Here is an 18,854-nt window from a genome sequence, read left to right on the forward strand (position 1 = left end):
GATGCCCCGATTTGTAAGGTTACTGAGGTGGTGTGCATGAAAGGCCGGCGTCGCCGGCAAGTCTCATCAAAAGAATGTCGAGGGCGAGTCGAGTATTCACGTTTCGCTCGATAGCCCGTCGGGCATCATCTACGTGGTGCAGTTTCTCCAGCAGCGAATCACGTGAGTTCCGCCCGGTCTGCTCTTTAACTAAATTCATCAGGTCGGAGTTCACAATCTCCTGGGTGCCTTCGTGAATCAGGAGGGCGTCCCTCAGAAAGACCGTCAGCGTTTCCAGGATTTCTTTGAGTTGGTCTTTGTCAGCAGCAAGCTCTTCCGCGCATCTGAAGAGACTGCCTATGTTCTGGAGCGAGAGGGTTGAGAGCTTGCCGACGACGGAGGCTCTCTGCTGGAGGGTGTCCTCTCGGCTGATGTCGATAGCCTTGCGCATGCTGCCGTCTGCCAGTGAGGAGGCGACTCTTGCAGTATCCGCGGTTACACCTGTTTCGACCAGGTACTTTTCGATTTCTCCTTGCGGCAGAGCAGGGAAATTGAGTTGCTGACAGCGTGAAAGGATTGTCGGCAGGATGCTCCCCGGGTTGCTGGATATGAGTATGAGGAGGGCATCCCCCGGCGGTTCTTCAAGAGTCTTGAGAAGAGCGTTACCGGCCGCGGTGTTGAGGCGGTCAGCTCCATCGATAATACATGCTTTTTTAGGCGCTTCAAAAGAGCGGTATGACAGGACCTTCTGTAATTCTCTTACCTGGTCGATCTTGATGAAGGCGCCATCCGGTTCAAGAAGGTGCAAATCCGGGTGCTGAAGGTTCGTTATCTTTCGGCATGAGGGACATGTTCCGCACCCTTCATCCCTGCCGCAGAACACTGCCTGAATAAAGGCAAGAGCTGTCTGCTTTTTGCCGCATCCTTCAATGCCGGTAAAAAGATATGAATGGGCGATCTTGCCGGAGATAAGAGCTCTCTTCAGCAGCCCTATGGTTCCGGAGAGTCCTCGTAAAGTTGAAAAAGACATTTTGGCTACCAGAACTATAGCTTGAGCCTCTTGAAGACAGCTGCGGCAACTGCGGACTCGATTTCCGCTATGCTTTTCGATCCATCAATGGTTACGAAACGAGCAGGCTGTGACGCTGCCAGTGCCAGGTATCCGTCTCGCACCCGTTGATGAAACTGGATCGATTCAAGTTCAAACCGTTCTTCCCGTGCACCGTTACAGCTGTTGATACGGGAAAAGGCCCTCTCTAGGCCTGTTTCCACCGGGCAGTCGAGCAGCACCGTCAGATCTGGCAGCGTACCGTCGACTGCTTCATCGTTAAGCCGGCTGATGAGAGCCCGATCAAGGTTCCGACCGTATCCCTGGTATGCAAGGGTTGCGTCGGTGAACCGGTCGCAGATGACGGTTTTTCCTGTTGCCAGAGCCGGCTGTATCACTTCCTGAACATGCTGAGCCCGGGCCGCCGCATAGAGGAAGAGTTCTGCCAGGGGAGTCAGGCTGCTGTTCTCAGCGTCGAGGAGAATCTCACGTATCCGGTCAGAGATGCGACAGCCTCCCGGTTCGCGGGTAACGGCCACCCGAAGTTTCAGCTCGGCCAGTTTCTCGGTGAGAAGCTTTACCTGGGTGGTTTTTCCGCACCCCTCTATGCCTTCAAAGGTTATGAACATCCCACACGCCACTTATTTCTTTCCAGAGGTTAAAAAATAAAAAGTATAGGAGAGGGGGATCAATTAATCAAGATAAAAACCAGCGCCAGTGGGCATCTCTATTGATATATTGCGGTGCTTTAGATATAGTCACCTGATCAGCAGGCGAATGAGGGAGAGAAGGGATAACGGCTCGGGACCGATGGAAGCAGATCCGGAAAAGCTGTTCGAATTACAAGATCTTATCGGGCATAGATTCACCGACTGCAGTTTGCTTGTCGAGGCTTTGACGCACCGGTCGTTTATAAACGAAACTACGGACCGTGAAACACGGGACAATGAACGGCTGGAATTCTTCGGAGATACCGTCCTTGACTTCTTTCTCAGTCAACTGCTCCTGGAGCTCTTTCCTGAGAGCCGTGAAGGAGAGTTGACAAAAATAAGGGCATCCCTTGTGGATGAGGATAGCCTGGCGATGGTTGCACGGTCCGTAGGCATCGGCAGCGTCCTCCGGCTCGGACGGGGTGAAGAACGTAGCGGCGGACGTGAAAGGAAATCTATCCTGGCAGATGCCTATGAGGCACTTCTTGCCGCAGTGTACCTGGACGGCGGTCCGGAACCTGCTCGGGTGCTCGTGAAGAAGCACCTCCAGTTCCTTCTCGACAAACGGCAATCGGTGGCTGCCCAGGATTTCAAGACCGATCTCCAGGAACTTACGCAGTCCCGGTTTGGCACTGCTCCAAAGTACATGCTGCGAAAAACCGAAGGACCTGATCACGACCGCACTTTCACTGTCGCTGTCTTTGTAGGTGCCCGCTGTATCGGTGAGGGTAAGGGCCGGAGCAAGAAAGAGGCCGAGCAGAAGGCGGCGAGCAAGGGTATTGAACTGCTTAAGCGAGAGTCGGAATGATTCGGCGCCCAGTGGTCCCTTTTTTTATCTCCCACCATGGATGCCCCCACCAATGCGTATTTTGCGATCAGAACTCTATTGCTGGCGAGAGCCGCAGGCTCCCCACTGCCGATGCCATTGTTGAGAAGATCCGAAACTACATGCGCAGTTCGGGAGGAGGGGTGGTCGATGTCGCTTTTTTCGGGGGTACGTTTACGGCACTACCGACGGACGTTCAGGAACAACTCTTGGAGCCTCTGAAGCCGCTTGTGTCGCAGGGGCATGTCGGAAGCATCCGAGTCTCGACCCGCCCAGATGCTATCGACGTGGAAAGGGTAGAACTGCTGGATCGTTATGGTGTGACCACCGTTGAACTGGGGGCCCAGTCCCTGGATGAAGATGTCCTTGTAAGCTCCGGCCGCGGTCACACGGTTGAGGACGTGTTAGCTGCGTGTGCTCTCCTGAAGGAGCGGGGATTCGCCGTGGGGCTTCAACTTATGGTGGGCCTGCCTGGAGACTCCGGTGCCCGTTCTCTGGTTTCACTTGAGCGCGCACTGGCCCTGGCTCCCGACTTTCTGCGAATATATCCAGCTCTTGTCATTTCCGGAACAGAGCTTGAGCGGCTCTACCGCCAGGGAGCATACATCCCGCTTTCGCTGAAAGAGGCCGTTGTGCGATGCAAGGTCCTGCTGACGATGGCGGAACGAGCCGGCGTTCCGGTTATACGTCTCGGGCTCCAGCCGACTGAGGAGTTATGTTCCTCCGGGGCGATAACGGCAGGACCTTTCCATCCGGCATTTCGACAGCTGGTTGAGAGTCAGAGATTTTTTGATCTTCTAGCTTCCCTTTCTCCCGAAGGCGCTACGGTTCGGGTTCATTGTGCCGCCGGGAGAGTTTCTGATGTCGTTGGACAAAGGGGAGAAAACCGCGAGAGGCTTTTTCGGGAATGCGGGGTGAGGCTGGCTGCAGTGGAGGTCGATCCGTCACTAACCGCACCTGAAGTTCAAGTCCAAACCACAATGTGGACCCGGAGAGGGCACCTTCTCCAGGATCTGCATTACCTGCCGGAGGTAGCCTGAATGTCCGAAAGCATTTTTCAATCTGGATTCGTTTCAATCATCGGACGTCCAAACGTGGGGAAATCTACGCTCCTGAACCGTATTCTCGGGGAGAAGATCGTTATTACATCAGACAAGCCCCAGACGACACGGAACCGGATTCAGGGCATACTCACACTACCTGACGCGCAGATAATATTCATCGACACCCCGGGGATCCACGCCCCCCGATCGATGCTCAACAAGCTAATGGTGGAGACGGCGCTTGCCTCCATAAAAGGGGTGGACGCAGTGTTGTTCCTGGTGGAGTCAAGCGTAGCTGCAGGTGAGAGGGAGAGGCAGATTCTAGAGGCTTTGGCAGGTGCGGAGTCTCCTGTATTTCTTGTAATCAACAAAATTGATCTTGTTTCCAGGGAAGCCCTGCTTCCCCTCATTGCCGGTTATAGCGAGCTCTTCCCTTTTAAAGAGGTTATTCCGCTTTCGGCTGCCACTGGCGATGGAGTGGAGCGGCTCGTGCAAGCCGTCCAGAGGGTGCTTCCTTCCGGCCCCCGTTATTTTCCAGACGATATTTTGTCCGACGTGCCTGAACGCTTCATTGCTGCTGAAATCATCAGGGAAAAAGTCTTCAGGCTTACCCGCGATGAAGTGCCATACTCCGTCGCGGTTGTCATCGACAGTTTTAAGGAACGGGAGGATGGCAATCTAATTTCCATCTCTGCGACCATCAATGTGGAACGCGATTCCCAGAAGGGAATCATCATAGGCCGCAAGGGGGAGATGCTGAAGAAGGTAGGGATGCAGGCCCGGCGGGAAATCGAGCAGCTCATGGGCACAAAAGTGTTCCTTGAGCTCTTTGTCCGGGTAAGCCGGCAATGGAGCGAAAATCCAAGGATGCTTAAGGAGTTTGGTTACGAATGAAACCGATAGTTGCAATAGTCGGACGTCCTAACGTCGGTAAATCCACTCTATTCAACCGGCTTATAGGACGCCGCAAAGCCATGGTGGATGATATGCCGGGTGTCACTCGTGACCGCAACTACGGTGAGGTGACACGATTCGATATTCCGTTCATTCTCATTGATACAGGCGGGTTTGAACCTGAGACAAGCGATCGTCTTCTTCAGCAGATGCGGGAGCAATCGCAGTTGGCAATTGAAGAGGCCGATGTAATCCTTTTTGTTATGGATGCGCGTGACGGGCTGACCCCTGCTGACCGGGATGTGGTGGAGATGCTTCGTCGGGTGGATAAGCCGGTGTTCTATGTCGTCAACAAGGTAGACGGCGAAAAAATGGAAGCAGCTATCGGTGACTTCTACATGTTGGGTGTCGACCTCCTTCACCCGGTCTCTGCCGAACATAACCGCGGGGTGAGCGACCTCATGGATGAAGTGGTGGCTGCCCTTCCGAAACGCGCTGCGGCTGCCGATGAGGAATCTGTTACCAAGATAGCAGTCGTAGGCCGTCCGAATGTAGGAAAATCATCATTGGTGAACCGGCTGCTCGGGTACGAGAGAGTTGTAGCCAATCCCACTCCGGGCACAACCAGGGATTCTATCGACACCTACTTTACGTGCAACCGTCGACGCTACATGCTGATCGATACCGCAGGCATCAGGCGCAAAGGGAAAACTGTTCAGAAGATCGAGAAATACAGTGTAGTCGACGCTTTGCGTTCAATAGACCGTGCGGACGTGGTTCTCATCGTCATCAATGCCGAAGAGGGCGTTACTGAGCAGGATGCCACCATTGCAGGTTATGTTTACGAGGCGGGGAAAGGGTGCATTTTCGTAGTCAACAAGTGGGATACCCTTTCCAAGGACAACAGCACCATCGGCATGTTCGTTGACAAGATTCGCATGTCTTTCAAGTTTTTAGCCTTTGCACCGATTCTTTTTATCTCAGCGAAGAGTGGGCAACGGCTGGGAAAAGTGATTCCGGAAGTGGATAGCGTTATGGAGCAATACTCCCGCCGGATTTCCACGTCGGAACTGAACAGGGCATTTTCAGAGGCTGTTACTGCACATCATGCACCACTCGCCCACGGGAGGCGCGTAAAATTTTATTTCACCACACAGGTCGGCACCAAGCCACCAACTTTCGTGGTGTTTACAAACCAGCCGGACGGAATACATTTCTCCTATGAACGTTACCTTCACAACAAGCTGCGGGAGGCTTTCGGTTTTTCAGGCACTCCACTCCGTCTTCTCTTCAAGGGACGTGAGCGTTCCTGACCCACGAAGAGGTTCACAACAAAGGTTGGTAGGGGAGAAAGAGCACTCGTTATGAGTCTTGCCGGCAGTCTCGAAGACATTGGCCTTGGCGACATCGTCCAGGTGGTATCTTTAAGCCGCAGGTCCGGAATCATTTCACTTCGGGACGCAAACCGGGAGGGTGAGATCGTATTCCGCAGCGGTCGCGTGGTGCGAGCTCGCTCCAGTGACAGGCATGTCGCGATAGGCAAAATCCTTACGGATAAGGGAAATCTCGGTGCCATGGTGCTTCAGGAGGCGCTCCTGGCACAAAAGCAGGAGAAGCATCACGAGGCGCTCGGCAAGCTTCTGGTTCGCAGATATACTCTTTCCGCCGCCGATGTTGAAGCAGCCGCACAGGAGCAGATCGAGCGGGCGGTTCGCGCCCTGCTTGAGTGGAAACAGGGTCATTTCGAGCTCGATCTGTTTGACGATGTTGGCGTAATCGATGGCGCTGCACTCGATCCGATCCCATTACTCCTGGAGCGGGGCTTCGATCCGCATCATTTCATGGCAGATGAGGAAGATGCACACCCGCCTGCAGAAGTCCAGTATGCTCAAGCCGTAAATATAGAAGCCGCTGCTGTTTTTACCCCTATAGATTTTTCACGGCACATTGTGCTCGTCGATGACGACGCTGCAATCATTGATGTTCTTGCCCCGTATTTCAGGGGTAAAGGGTTTGAGGTTACCGCATGCGCGAAGAGTGAGGAGGCTCTTATTCTCCTTGATGACCTGTATCGTAACAACGTTCGCCCCCATGTAGTGATAGACCTGATCATGCCGCGCATGGATGGTTCGGGAATTCTCGGAGGACTCGAACTGCTCGAACTGATACACAGTAACTACCCTGCTCTCAAGCTGGCAGTTATGGCTGATTATCAGAATCTGGAAGCGGAGAGGAAAGTTCAGGGGATGGGACTCCCCTTTCTGCTCAAGCCGCGGCGGGGGGAGCTTAATGACAACGACGCATGCGGAAATTTTGGCGACCGGCTCTTTGCAGGGCTGGAGCTGAAGGAGCAAGAAACGGACAGGTCGGGAGAATCACTTCACGATTTCGAGGAACCTCGGCGCAATACGGATGAGGATATCCCGGCAAAGGTAAAAGGCACTGCAGATAGGGGCATTTCACTTCTACGCAATGTGCTGCGGGAGCTTAATGACCCGTGTCTCGGAGAGGGTATAACGCTGTTGATTTTGAGATTCGCTGGGGAATTCCTCCGTCGCACTCTGGTTTTTCTGGTGGAAGACGGCAAATTCCGCGGCGTCGGTCAGTTCGGGTTTGATGGCGATGATGCATCCGCCCAGTCGGTGAAGAAGTTGTGCATTCCATCCGGCGAGTCTTCAATTCTGGCCGATGCCGTAGAGAGGCGATTTCCTGCCACTGTGTGTCCGGAAGACACACCTGCAAACCGCCTCCTTTTTTCCTGCCTCGGCGGCACGCCGCGTGAAATATTTATCGCCCCTTTAATGGGTGAGAAGGGTGTTGTGGCACTTCTTTACGGCGATAACTTTCCGACGGGTAAACCCATCACGGATACCGATTGCCTGGAGATTTTCATTTTGCAGGCAGGGCATGTTGTGGAAAACAATCTTGAGCGGCTCCTCACGGAGACATGGGGGGAGAGAATATGAAGACGATACTCATTGTAGAAGATTCCCCGGCCATGCGTTCGATGCTTTCATCTACCATCGAGTCCATGGACGGTTTCCGTACCGTTGCTGCAGCCAATGGTTTCGAGGCATTAAGGATACTGCCCCGTGAGCGGATCGACCTCATCCTGACAGACATCAACATGCCGGATATCAATGGTCTTGAACTCATCAGCTTCCTCAAGCAGAACCCACGCTACGAAAAGACCCCTCTGATCATTCTTTCCACCGAGGGGAGCGAGAAGGACCGCACGAAAGGATTGTCCCTGGGAGCAGACGAGTATCTCGTGAAGCCATTCGATCCCGCTAAGCTGCAAGCCGTAATATGCAGGTACGTCGCGTGATGCACAACATGGGTGAAAGATAGGTGGTATGAACGATACTTTGGGAAAAGCGGCAAAGGACTTCCTGGCCGAGGCGGAAGAAATAGTTGACCAGCTGAGCCTCGATCTGGTCGGCGTCGGAGATGCTGCCGAGGAGGGTGACTACAATCCTGACATCGTCAACTCCATTTTTCGTGGTGCACACTCTCTCAAAGGCCTCGCAGGGATGTTCGGTTTCAACGACATCGCAGAGTTATCTCATAACCTGGAGAATCTGCTCGATTCTCTCCGTCTTGGAAAGGTGCAGCTTAACGGGCAGGTGATGACCATCCTGTTCGACTCACTGGATCTTCTCGGCACAATGGTGCAGCATGCAGGCTCGGGAAAGGGCGAGCCCGTGGATCTGGCTTCCGCCATCGTCCGCATCAACGACTGCATCAGGTCCCCCGAGTCGTCTGGCGACGAGGATCAGCTAACGAGCCTGGGACTTTCCGATGCGGCGTTAAAGTCACTAACGGAGTATGAAGAGCATCGCCTTCTGGAAAACATCAGGAAAGGGAAAAGGCTCTATTCAGTTGTTGCTTCCTTCAGTCTCGCTACATTTGACCAGGATCTCGGAGCACTTACCGAAACCCTGAAGGATATGGGGGAGGTAATTAGTACCCTCCCCAGCGCCGGGAGTGGACATGAAGGGATCGATTTCGAGATCCTCTTCGGCACTGACCGGAGAGATGATGAGATCTCCGCTGTTGTAGGTTCGCAATTCATCACTGTACGGCTTCTTAGGGCAGGGAGTGTGAAGCCTGCCACCGATCTGCGGGGAGCCACTCCGATAACGCCGCTCCCGCTGCCTGCTCCTCCCTCGGCTTCCGTACTGCAGAATTTCCAGGATGTGCCTGTGGTAAACGATGTCTCGTCCGGAGATACGTTGTCTGCAAAGAGCATGAGCCGGACGGTGCGAGTCGACATCGGTAAGCTTGACGAACTGATGAACATCGTAGGGGAGCTTGTTCTTTCGCATTCGAAGATAAGTAGCCTGTCTTTTGCGATGCGAAAGGAAGGTTTTTCCTCCTTTGCCATGGAGCTCGGAAAAGCGGCGAAAGGGCTTGAACGAAAGCTGACTGAGCTTCAGAAGGGTGTTATGGAAATCCGAATGATACCCGTCGGGCAGCTTTTCGAAAAGATGTCGCGGATTGTGCGCAAGATTTCCCGTGAACAGGGAAAGAAGATCGATCTTCGAATGTTCGGTGCCGATACGGAATTGGACAAGCTCATTATCGAGGATATTTCAGATCCGATGATGCACATCGTCAGAAATGCCATCGATCATGGAATCGAGCCCGCGGAGGATCGTATCCGCCTTGGTAAAAGCGAGAAGGGTACGATCCGACTCTCTTCCTACCAGAAGGGAAATCATGTCGTAATAGAGGTGGAAGACGATGGGCGGGGCATCGATCTGGAAAAGGTGAGGTGCAAAGCTTTCGACAGGGGCCTGATCCCGAGTATGAACATTTGCGACAAGGACGCGTTAGAGCTCATATTCCTTCCGGGGTTCTCCACTAGTGACCAGGTTAGCGAGATATCCGGACGAGGGGTCGGTATGGATGTTGTGAAAAACAATATCGCTGCCGTGTCGGGGATGGTCGATATCGAGACGGTTCTCTACAAAGGAAGCAAGGTCATCATAACTCTTCCCATCACTCTTGCTATCATAAAGGCGCTCATCATTTCTTCTGCTGGACGGACATATGCTCTCCCGATTACATCTGTTCTTGAAACTATCATCATTGAGCCGCGGGAGATTCTGACCATAGAGCGAAAGGAAGTCATTCAACTCCGGGAAGCAACTCTGCCGCTGCTCAGGCTCGACCGTTTTTTCGAGATAACCAGAGGGAGCGCCGAGGCTTCAGAATCCTTGTATGTAGTCGTCGTGGGGGCAGCTGAGAAACGGCTGGGGATCGTTGTGGAAGACCTGCTCGGTCAGCAGGATATTGTCATTAAGTCCATGGGGGAGACGTTCAAGGGATTCCGCGGGATTTCCGGTGCCGCCGACCTTGGTGACCAGCGAACCATTCTTGTTCTCGATGTGGGAGGAATCATCGGTGAGGCTACGAGGGGAAGCGTTTAACAGTGTCCGTTGACAGAGGACTTCATGTATAAAGTGTTTTACGGCCTGAATGAAAAGCCCTTCAGCAAGACCCCTGACCCCCGCTTTCTATATCTGAGCAGAGGGCATCGGGAAGCCCTCGCCCGTCTGCAGTACGTTATAGAAGAACGGGAGATAGCATTGATGACCGGTGACATAGGGTGCGGGAAAACAACGCTTTCCCGGGCACTCATGGACTCCGTAGGAAGCGGGTATCACTTCTGTTTCGTCTACAACCCTAGGCTAACAGCGATCGAGTTTCTACGTGTAGTGGCACGAAGTCTTCACATTGCCAATCCTCCGGCTGCCAAAGATGAACTGTTAAAGGAGATTACCGATCTCCTTTTCAGGTACCATGAAGATGGACGTTGTCCGGTCGTGATAATCGACGAGGCTCAGATGATTCCCGACCGGGAAATCTTCGACGAGATACGGCTCCTGACAAATTTCCAGCTGGATCACAAGAACCTGCTGAGTATCATCGTAATGGGGCAACCAGAGCTGCGGAGCATACTCGCCGCCCCGGTTTACGAGCCCTTTCGGCAGAGGATCGCACTCAACTACCATCTTAATCCCCTCTCAGTTGAAGAAACCCAGGATTACCTGGATTTCCGCATAGAAGTAGCCGGGGGAACTCCGGGACTTTTCTTTCCCGATGCGGTACAGCGAATATACGAGCTTTCGGGGGGGGTGCCGCGCATGATTAACGTCATAGCTACCAATGCGCTCCTCGAAGGCTTCGGCAGGGATGCGGCATACATCGATGGCAGCATCATCGACGAGATGGCGGGAGAGTTGTTAGCGTGAATAACTTCATAAAGGATTCGCCATGAATCTCGCGGAGATACGTAAAAAGGCGCAGGAGGAGAAGACGGAGCGACCCTCGCCGATCAGTAGTGAAAGAACTGATGTTACGCTGGAGGAAAGCGTCAGGGAAGCGGGAAGAGGAGGTCTTCCCGGATCGACTTTGACGGCTTCACAACGGCCGCCCCAGAGTTTCGACCCGCTTTCCGTTCTTCTTGCGGGAAGAATGCTGGCTGCAGTAGAGGAGGAGCTTCCGGAAGAGCATGCGGAAGAGGGGGTCGATGATGATTTTCAGGAATTCCTCTGCTTTCGCGTCGCTACCGAGCTTTATGCCATCAACATCATGGAGATCAAGGAGATCATCAAGCCGCGCGAGGTTACCGAAGTCCCTCGGGTTCCGGCGTTCGTATCGGGTGTCCTGTCACTGAGGGGTATCATAATTCCGGTGATAGACTTGCACAGGCGCCTTGGACTGGAGGGGACTTCCGAAGGGCCGAAAGTCAGAGTCGTTGTCGTCAAGAAGGGGGAAGAATTCTGCGGCGTGGTGGTGGATGAGGTAATACAGGTGGTAAAAATAGCAGTACCCACCATCGAACAGCCACCCGCGGTACTCGACGGGATCGACAGGGATTTCGTCCAGGGTATAGGCAGGCACGAGGGGCGCATGCTTATCCTGCTGCAACTTGGAAACATTCTTGACCTTACCCTCTGCTGAGTGAAAGGTAATGATCATGAAGAGACGCAAGATCCTGATTGTGGAGGATGAGGAAAGCCTCTTGAGGCTTGAGAGCATTCTGCTCACCTCGAAAGGATTTGAAGTGATCGGCGCAATGGATGGGCCTTCGGCACTGAAGCGGGTCGTTTCGGATCGACCTGATTTGGTCCTGCTCGACGTGATGCTTCCTGAAATGAACGGGTTTGAGGTCTGCCGGCAAATAAGAGCCAATCCAATAGTCAGTCAGACTCCAGTTGTGATGCTGACTGCGAAGAAGAACGGCCAGGATTTCGAGCAGGGGAAGGAATGCGGAGCGAATGCCTACATTACCAAGCCGTTCAAGTCGGCAAAGGTCATAGAGATAATAGAACAGATACTATCCGAAAGCTGCAGCAGCGGGCCTGGTGAGTGATATGAGCGTAGAAATCGAGGAAATCCAGATTGCCTGTTTCAAGCTGGGGGAAGACCTTTTCGGGATCGACATCATGCGGATCAGGGAAATCATCCGTCCGCAGCGACTGTCGAGCCTGCCAAAGGCTCCCTCCTTTGTCGAAGGCGTCATCAACCTGAGGGGAACGATCATCCCTGTAATCGATCTGCACAAGCGCTTCGATATGCCCGGTCTGCAGGAAAGCCCTCACATCAGGCTGTTGATCGTCTCACTGGGACGTCAGCTCATAGGGCTCGTCGTCGATGATGTGACGGAAGTCATCGCAGTACCCGTAAAGGATATCAAGCCTCCTCCCCAGGTTGTGGGGGGCATCGGCGCCGAGTATCTAATTGGCGTTTGCCTTGCCCATGACAACCTTATAATGCTCCTCAACATCGATCAGCTGCTGACTGCAAAAGAAGCGGGCGAGTTGACGGGTATACAGGGTGAACGCCCTGGCGCGAGCCAGTGATTCGGAGCAGATGTGGAGCAGCTACAGGCTATAATCGACAGTCAATACTCTCCAGATGAAGAGACGCGCTGCCAAGCGGTAATCTGCCTGCTTCGGTACCCATTGCAGCAGGTTAAGGCACGTCTTTTCTACGCGATGGGTGACCCTAGCTGGCGTGTCAGAAAACAGGCGGTGGAGGCTGTATGCGGCTCCCGGTTCGACGAAAAGCTTGCAGAAGGAATCGTAGAGCTTTTGAGAGACCAGGAGAATGCGGGATTACGCAATTCCGCGGTCGAGGCGCTGGTGAGAATCGGAGGAGGAGCGGTTCCGCTACTGTCGCGATTTGTACGAGATCCGGATCATGACGTAAGGAAGCTCGTTGTAGATATTCTTGGCGGCATAGGCTCACCCGATACTTTTCCTATTTTGATCGACGCCCTCAAGGATGAGGACGACAACGTCCGTGCGGCTGCAGCGGAAAGCCTCGGGAAAACGGGTGCGGAAGCTGCAGTCCCACATCTCCTGCAGTGTCTTTGCACCGGAGATACTGTTCTTCGTTTTACCGTGCTAGATGCTCTCATCAAAATCGGCAAGCCTTTGCCCATTAACGACTTGCTTGCGCTGGCAACGGATCCCTTTCTCAAGAAGGTAATTTCCCAATGTATGGGGGCTGCAGGAGATCCTCAAGGAGTCCCGTTCCTGCTGCAGGGGCTCCGCGAAACGCGGGCGGTCAGGGAAGCGGCAGCGGCTGCGCTTCTCGATATCAGGCGACGGCTGTCGACAGCGGAGGCGGAGCGGGTCATCGATGCTCCGCTGCATCAACTGCGGGGATCTTCGGTAGTTGATGAGGTTCTGCTTTCGCTGGATTTGAGCGATGAAGCGGTTAAGGAACGGCTGATCGAGTTCCTGGGTATCATCGGCGATCATCGTGCCGCTCCCCGGCTTCTGAGGGAAGCTATAGACCCAGCCCTGGCAGGACCTTGTCTTGATGCTTTATCGGCACTTGGAGCCCCGGCGGCAGAGTTCCTCGTCAATGCTTTTGCCGATGCCACTCCAGAGCAGCGACGTTTTATCGCACACGCCTGTGGAGAGCTTCGTTTGCCCAACTCTGACGAGTTATTGTTACTCGGTATGCAGGACGAGGATCCGGTGCTAAGGCACCTTTCAGTCACTGCGGCTTGGAAGACCTGCGGAGCCCGTGCCATACATGATATTGCTGCCCTGACGGAAGATTCGGTGGAGATTGTCCGGGAATCGGCTCTGCAGGCTATGGTGTGTCTTGCTCCCTCTGCTCTAGAAACGTTGAGGTTCTATGCAGAAGCCTATGCTGCTTCGGAGGTGCCGGAGAAACGAAGGGATGCTGCCAGGCTTTGTGCGGTTCTGAAGGATTTGGATAAACTTTCGATCCTGGTAAAGGATGAAAATGTAGAGGTCCGTAAGTCCGCCGTGGCTGCTCTGGCCGAGATGGGTTCCGATTGCATCGATCTTCTTCTCATGGCTCTTGTGGACGAGGATCCGGACGTGCGGGTGGCTGCGGTAAAGGTCCTTCCTGCGACAGGACGCAAAGAGGTTCTAGATCCGCTGCTTCTCCTGTTGGAGGACCCGGACGCCTGGGTCAGGAGCGAGACCCTCATAGCCATTGGAAAGCTTGGGGACGAGACGGCATTCGAGAGCATCGCTGAGCTGATAACCATGACTGAAGCGCCGGTAGCCATCTCCGCTTTGCAGGCTTTAGCTGAAATCGACAGCCGCCGCGCCTGCGAGAAAGCACTGATAATGCTCGGTCATCGGGATGAGGAGGTTGTAAAGGCTGCAATGGCTATCCTCGAGTCTGGTGACGATGGGTGGGTGGATTCCTATCGGGACATCCTCCTGCAGCACGCCCACTGGGATGTGCGGTGCAGATTCGCTACCCTCCTGGCTCGACTTCGCGGAGCTGATGCGCTGCCCTGGCTGGAATCCGTACTGGAACATGAATCGGACGAGCAGGTCAGGCGGCATTTGTCCGAAGTAGTGGGGCGCCTGAAATGAATTTTTGCAGTGAACCCGAAGTCCCCATGACTGATGAAGAGTTTCGCCTTATCCGCGATGTAATACATGACCACAGCGGGCTTTTCTTCGATTTCGATTTCAAGTATCTGCTTGAGAAACGGCTCAGCAAGCGTTTGATCTCCCTCCAGCTGAACAACTTCACCGAATACTACCGTTTCCTCAAGTATGGCAGGACGAGAGAACAGGAACTGTCCGACACAATGGACATCCTGACCACCAATGAGACTTACTTTTTCCGTGAAGCGTTCCAGCTCAAGGCTTTCACCGAGGAAATCTTGCCCGATGTAAGGTCCCGGAAGGAGAAAAAGGGGGATCGGTCGCTAAGAATATGGAGTGCGGGGTGTTCTACGGGAGAAGAGCCCTATACGATAGCCATTCTTCTCCTTGAGATGGGCTGCTTCGATAACTGGCGGATCGAGGTAATCGGGACCGACATAAGCAACCGCGTGCTGCAGCATGCAAGAAAAGGTATATACGGGCGATATTCCTTCCGAACCACGGAGGGCCGCTATATCGACCGGTATTTCACGAAGGGTGAAGACAGCAATTTCGAGGTTTGCGACAAGGTGAAAGGACTTGTTACTATCAGCCATCTCAACCTCGTCGATCATAGCCGGCTGGCGCTGCTCGGTACCATGGATGTCGTATTCTGTCGTAACGTGATCATCTACTTCGACATAGAATCGAAGAAAAAGGTCATCGATTCCTTCTATAAGGCGCTTTCTCCTAACGGTTACCTCCTTCTCGGGCATTCAGAGTCACTTATGAACATAACTACTTCTTTTGCTCTGAAACACCTGCAGAATGATCTTGTCTACCAGAAACCCGAGACCCGCGGCGGAGTATGCCGATGAGATCTATCAGGGTGGTAGTGGTAGACGATTCCTCATACAGCCGGCGGACCATCGGGAAGATGCTGGAGGATATGCCCAATGTGGAGGTGGTCGGATACGCAGCAGACGGAGAAGAGGGACTCAGGCGAATCATAGATCTGAAGCCCGATCTGGTGACCCTCGATCTCATCATGCCAAGAATGGACGGATTCACCCTGCTGCGTATCATCATGAACACGCATCCTGTCCCGGTGATCGTCATCAGCTCACGCAACGAGGACAGCCGTGTCTTTCAGGCGCTTGAGCTTGGGGCACTGGATTTTGTCGCCAAACCAACCCCCACGATTTCAGAAGAACTCCTGTCGATCCGGGAGGACCTGCAGAACAAGGTCAGAAGCATTATAAGTCTCAACCTGGCCAGAATTTTCACCGCTGACCACCGGGCACCTGTCCCCAGCCGAGCTGACATTTTGGCGCCACGCCACCATTTTTCCACCGAAATTCAGGTGGTTGCCATAGGTGCTTCTACCGGCGGACCCAGGGCACTTCAGACCATTTTTGCGGACCTCCCCGCTTCGCCTCCCTTTGCTATCGTTGTCTCCCAGCATATGCCACCGGGATTCACAAGGGCATTCGCGGACCGCCTAGACCGGGGAAGCAGCTTTACCGTAAAGGAAGCGGAAGATGGTGATCCCGTGCGTCCTGGTAGTGCGCTCATAGCGCCTGGTGGATGCAATCTTCTCTTCGAGAAGAGGGGCGGCGAGGTTGTCGTCTCCTTGAAGGCTCCTCGTCCGGAACATCGGTATTATCCTTCAGTCGATGCCATGTTTACTTCCCTTTCCGCTCTGTTCGGTCCCCGCATGCTTGCCGTGGTTCTGACGGGAATGGGTAACGACGGTAGTGCGGGAGTAAGGGCGGTAAAATCTGCCGGAGGAGTGGTGCTGGCAGAGTCCGAGGAAAGTGCAGTAGTCTTCGGCATGCCCAGGGAGGCTGCCGCCACCGGCTTGGTGGACCGCATAGTGACTCTTGGGCAAATGGGGGATGAGATTCTCAGAATGGCATCCCGGACTGAGGATGGATCTACTTGAAGGTGCTGGCGGAATCCCTTCAGCTCTGAGCGTTGAACCACCTCGACAGTCTGAGAGCTTGCAGCAGCCGACAAAGCGCTTTCTGGGAGAGCGACAGATATGGTAGGATGCCACGTCTGATCGTAAAGATTCATCGAACATGCATCAGCTATATCGGGTCGAGCCATCCAATTATCATGAAGCCGATCAAGTCTGACCGCCCTTCTCGACCTAGCGAAGGTTCTGCTGCATATTTAGTTAACGGTCACAAGAATCTCTATCGGTAGTTTTCCATCCATGGGACATGCAACTCATGTCCATCCTGCTTCTGATTCCACACATGAAACAATGAAGGAGAAGACGTGAAACGCCTCCTGCTTTCCCTTGCGCTGCTCGGGTTTCCCGTGCTTATCTTTGCCAAGGACTTCAAGCTCGTAACCTACTACACGGAAAATGCCGGACGGGCAGTGTTCGAGCACGACGTCCATCTGAAGGCTCTGACCAACAACTGCACGGTGTGCCACAACAAGGCTTTCAACGTCGACCACAAGAAGAACCCTGTAGCCACAATGGCGGATATGGAACAGGGCAAGTCGTGTGGGATGTGTCACAACAAGACCCGTGCCTTCGGGCTTGCCGAATGTACCCGTTGCCATCCGGTAAAGGAGGTGCCCATTGTCATTCCGGATTTCGGCACCCTTACCTTCAGTCACAACGTGCACACAAAGCTATATCTTTGTCAGGACTGTCACAACAAGATATTCAAGGCTGGTCCCGGCAATCCTCACGTCACCATGGCAGAGATGGAGAAAGGAAAGTCGTGTGGCGCCTGCCATGACGACAAGGCGGCTTTCACCGTAAAGGGAAGCTGCACACGCTGTCACACGGTGCGGGATCTGTCACTTCCGGCGGCGTCTTTTTTCGGTCACGACTACCACCTCAAGAAGAACTATCAATGCGGCGATTGTCACAGCCAGCTCTTCATCGCCGGTCCCAACAGCAAGCGGTACAGCATGCTGGACATGGAGCGGGGGCAGTCGTGCGGAGGGTGTCATAACGGAACAGGTGCATTTTCTGTTAAGGGGGACTGTGGCCGGTGCCATAGGGGAGTTGGGGATGTCAGGTTCAAGGCTCACCAGGCCCTGTTCCCTCATGGGTACCATCTGAACATATACAGGTGCAGCGACTGTCACAGCGGCATCATAGTCGGGGGAGCCAGCGCGAAGCGGTATACCATGCAGGAGATGGAAAAACCGCAGTACCGGTCCTGTGGTGCATGTCATCAGGGTGATTTCGCTTTTTCTGTCTCCGGAAGCTGCGACAGGTGCCATAAGGGAACAAGGGAAATTAACTACCCGATCCAGGATGCAGGGAATGTCCTCTTCAGCCATACCTTCCATGTTGAGCGCTACCAGTGCGCCGATTGCCACTACAAGGTCTTCGCCACCGGTTCAAGACGCAAGGGTTATACAATGGCGGAGATGGTGAAAGGGGCATCCTGCGGAGCATGCCACGATGGGAAACAGGCCTTCACAGCCGCTGCCAACTGCGGAAGATGTCATCCGGTAAAGGACATAGAGTTTACGCTTGATGCCCTCTTCGGGCACGACCGGCACCTTCAGATGTATTCTTGCACCGATTGCCACAATAAGCTCTTTGTGGCAGGGCCGAAATACCAGACGAACCGGTATACCATGGTCGATATGGAGAAGGGAAAGTCGTGCGGTGGATGTCACGAGGGTAAGAGCGCCTTTTCAGTCGCCGGGGACTGCGGGAAGTGCCACCGAACCGCCCCCGAACTGACCCTGAAAGTTCAGGATGCCGGAAATACTCCGTTCAGCCATAAGGTTCATATTTCCATGTACACCTGCGGTGACTGCCACAACGGCATCTTCACAACTGGTGTTGCCGCGAAGAGGTACAACATGGCCGATATGGAAAAAGGAAAATCTTGTGGCGCCTGTCACGACGGGAAGGCCGCTTTCACGGCTGCCGCCAACTGTGCCAGGTGCCATCCGGTAAAGACCCTGAAGCTTGCCGGTGCAACATTCAGCCATGACTTCCATATCGGGCTCTACCGGTGTAACGAATGCCACAGCAAACTCTTCAACCCCACTCCGCTCAACCTGCGGCGTTCTATGAAGGAGATGGAGGGGGGCAAGTCGTGCGGCGCATGTCATGACGGAAAGACAGCCTTCTCCGTCACGGGAAACTGTACAAAATGTCATAAGTTGCAAATGATCAAGTTTGACTTCCCGGACAAGCCGCAGACCAAAAGCGTCAAGTTCAGCCACAAGGTACATATCGGCAGAGGCTACGAATGCAGCAATTGCCATTACAAGCTCTATCCTTCCGAAGGGGTAAAGAAACCGGTAACGATGGGGGAAATGTCACAGGGAAAATCGTGCGGGGCTTGCCACGGGCAGGGAATGATTTTTAATGTCAGCGACAACGCATATTGCGAGAAGTGCCACGTGGGGGAGACGGAGCCGGCTCCGGAAGAGGGTGGGCAGTAATCGGTGGTTGAGATGATTGCATGTAAACGGCAC

17 protein-coding genes are annotated in these 18,854 nt (G+C 53.8%); 15 read left to right on the top strand and 2 right to left on the bottom strand.

The genetic code is table 11. From position 1 onward, the window contains the following. Nucleotides 1-19: 19 nt before the first annotated feature. Nucleotides 20-1,009, bottom strand: a complete 990-nt coding sequence (gene holB / locus CFB04_RS02325) for a DNA polymerase III subunit delta' (protein ID WP_088533777.1) — start codon at nt 1,007-1,009, stop codon at nt 20-22. A 14-nt stretch (nt 1,010-1,023) separates the two neighbouring features. Beyond that, nucleotides 1,024-1,656, bottom strand: a complete 633-nt coding sequence (gene tmk / locus CFB04_RS02330) for a dTMP kinase (RefSeq protein WP_088533778.1) — start codon at nt 1,654-1,656, stop codon at nt 1,024-1,026. Between the two features lie 148 nt (nt 1,657-1,804). Between tmk and rnc the strand changes: the two genes are divergently transcribed. From rnc to CFB04_RS02405, 15 genes are all read left to right on the top strand, one after another. Continuing rightward, nucleotides 1,805-2,545 carry a ribonuclease III gene (gene rnc, locus CFB04_RS02335; RefSeq protein WP_369833200.1) on the top strand — a complete coding sequence of 247 codons (741 nt, stop codon included), beginning with the start codon at nt 1,805-1,807 and terminating at the stop codon, nt 2,543-2,545. Continuing rightward, nucleotides 2,542-3,603, top strand: coding sequence for an elongator complex protein 3 (locus CFB04_RS02340; RefSeq protein ID WP_088533780.1), 1,062 nt, complete (start codon nt 2,542-2,544; stop codon nt 3,601-3,603). Before rnc ends, CFB04_RS02340 begins: the two co-directional genes overlap by 4 nt. Then, complete coding sequence (gene era, locus CFB04_RS02345; protein ID WP_088533781.1) at nt 3,604-4,500, top strand: GTPase Era; 897 nt, start codon at nt 3,604-3,606, stop codon at nt 4,498-4,500. Then, nucleotides 4,497-5,813 (top strand): ribosome biogenesis GTPase Der, encoded by a 1,317-nt coding sequence (der, locus tag CFB04_RS02350; RefSeq protein WP_088533782.1) that lies wholly within the window; start codon nt 4,497-4,499, stop codon nt 5,811-5,813. Before era ends, der begins: the two co-directional genes overlap by 4 nt. A 51-nt stretch (nt 5,814-5,864) precedes the next feature. After that, a complete protein-coding gene (locus CFB04_RS02355; RefSeq protein ID WP_088533783.1) occupies nt 5,865-7,466 on the top strand; it encodes a response regulator in 1,602 nt (533 codons plus the stop codon). Then, complete coding sequence (locus CFB04_RS02360) at nt 7,463-7,828, top strand: PleD family two-component system response regulator (protein ID WP_088533784.1); 366 nt, start codon at nt 7,463-7,465, stop codon at nt 7,826-7,828. Before CFB04_RS02355 ends, CFB04_RS02360 begins: the two co-directional genes overlap by 4 nt. Before the next feature lie 28 nt (nt 7,829-7,856). Continuing rightward, nucleotides 7,857-9,935: a chemotaxis protein CheA gene (locus CFB04_RS02365; protein ID WP_172825424.1), complete on the top strand. Its 2,079-nt coding sequence runs from the start codon at nt 7,857-7,859 to the stop codon at nt 9,933-9,935. 24 nt (nt 9,936-9,959) lie between these two features. After that, the gene (locus tag CFB04_RS02370; protein ID WP_088533786.1) at nt 9,960-10,760 is read left to right on the top strand and encodes an ExeA family protein; all 801 of its coding nucleotides are present in this window, start codon (nt 9,960-9,962) and stop codon (nt 10,758-10,760) included. A 22-nt stretch (nt 10,761-10,782) separates the two neighbouring features. Beyond that, the gene (locus tag CFB04_RS02375) at nt 10,783-11,472 is read left to right on the top strand and encodes a chemotaxis protein CheW (RefSeq protein WP_088533787.1); all 690 of its coding nucleotides are present in this window, start codon (nt 10,783-10,785) and stop codon (nt 11,470-11,472) included. A gap of 16 nt (nt 11,473-11,488) precedes the next feature. Continuing rightward, nucleotides 11,489-11,884: a response regulator transcription factor gene (locus tag CFB04_RS02380; RefSeq protein ID WP_088533788.1), complete on the top strand. Its 396-nt coding sequence runs from the start codon at nt 11,489-11,491 to the stop codon at nt 11,882-11,884. Nucleotide 11,885: 1 nt separating this feature from the next. Beyond that, a complete protein-coding gene (locus CFB04_RS02385; protein WP_088533789.1) occupies nt 11,886-12,374 on the top strand; it encodes a chemotaxis protein CheW in 489 nt (162 codons plus the stop codon). Between the two features lie 12 nt (nt 12,375-12,386). Continuing rightward, complete coding sequence (locus CFB04_RS02390) at nt 12,387-14,384, top strand: HEAT repeat domain-containing protein (RefSeq protein WP_088533790.1); 1,998 nt, start codon at nt 12,387-12,389, stop codon at nt 14,382-14,384. Nucleotides 14,385-14,410: 26 nt separating this feature from the next. Continuing rightward, a complete protein-coding gene (locus CFB04_RS02395; protein WP_231934343.1) occupies nt 14,411-15,259 on the top strand; it encodes a protein-glutamate O-methyltransferase CheR in 849 nt (282 codons plus the stop codon). After that, a complete protein-coding gene (locus tag CFB04_RS02400; RefSeq protein WP_088533792.1) occupies nt 15,256-16,326 on the top strand; it encodes a chemotaxis response regulator protein-glutamate methylesterase in 1,071 nt (356 codons plus the stop codon). The genes CFB04_RS02395 and CFB04_RS02400 overlap by 4 nt, the downstream gene beginning before the upstream one ends. Before the next feature lie 341 nt (nt 16,327-16,667). After that, nucleotides 16,668-18,821: a c(7)-type cytochrome triheme domain-containing protein gene (locus tag CFB04_RS02405; protein ID WP_088533793.1), complete on the top strand. Its 2,154-nt coding sequence runs from the start codon at nt 16,668-16,670 to the stop codon at nt 18,819-18,821. Nucleotides 18,822-18,854 lie beyond the last annotated feature (33 nt).

Origin of the sequence: Geobacter sp. DSM 9736, assembly GCF_900187405.1 — a bacterium.
Classification (GTDB): domain Bacteria; phylum Desulfobacterota; class Desulfuromonadia; order Geobacterales; family Geobacteraceae; genus DSM-9736.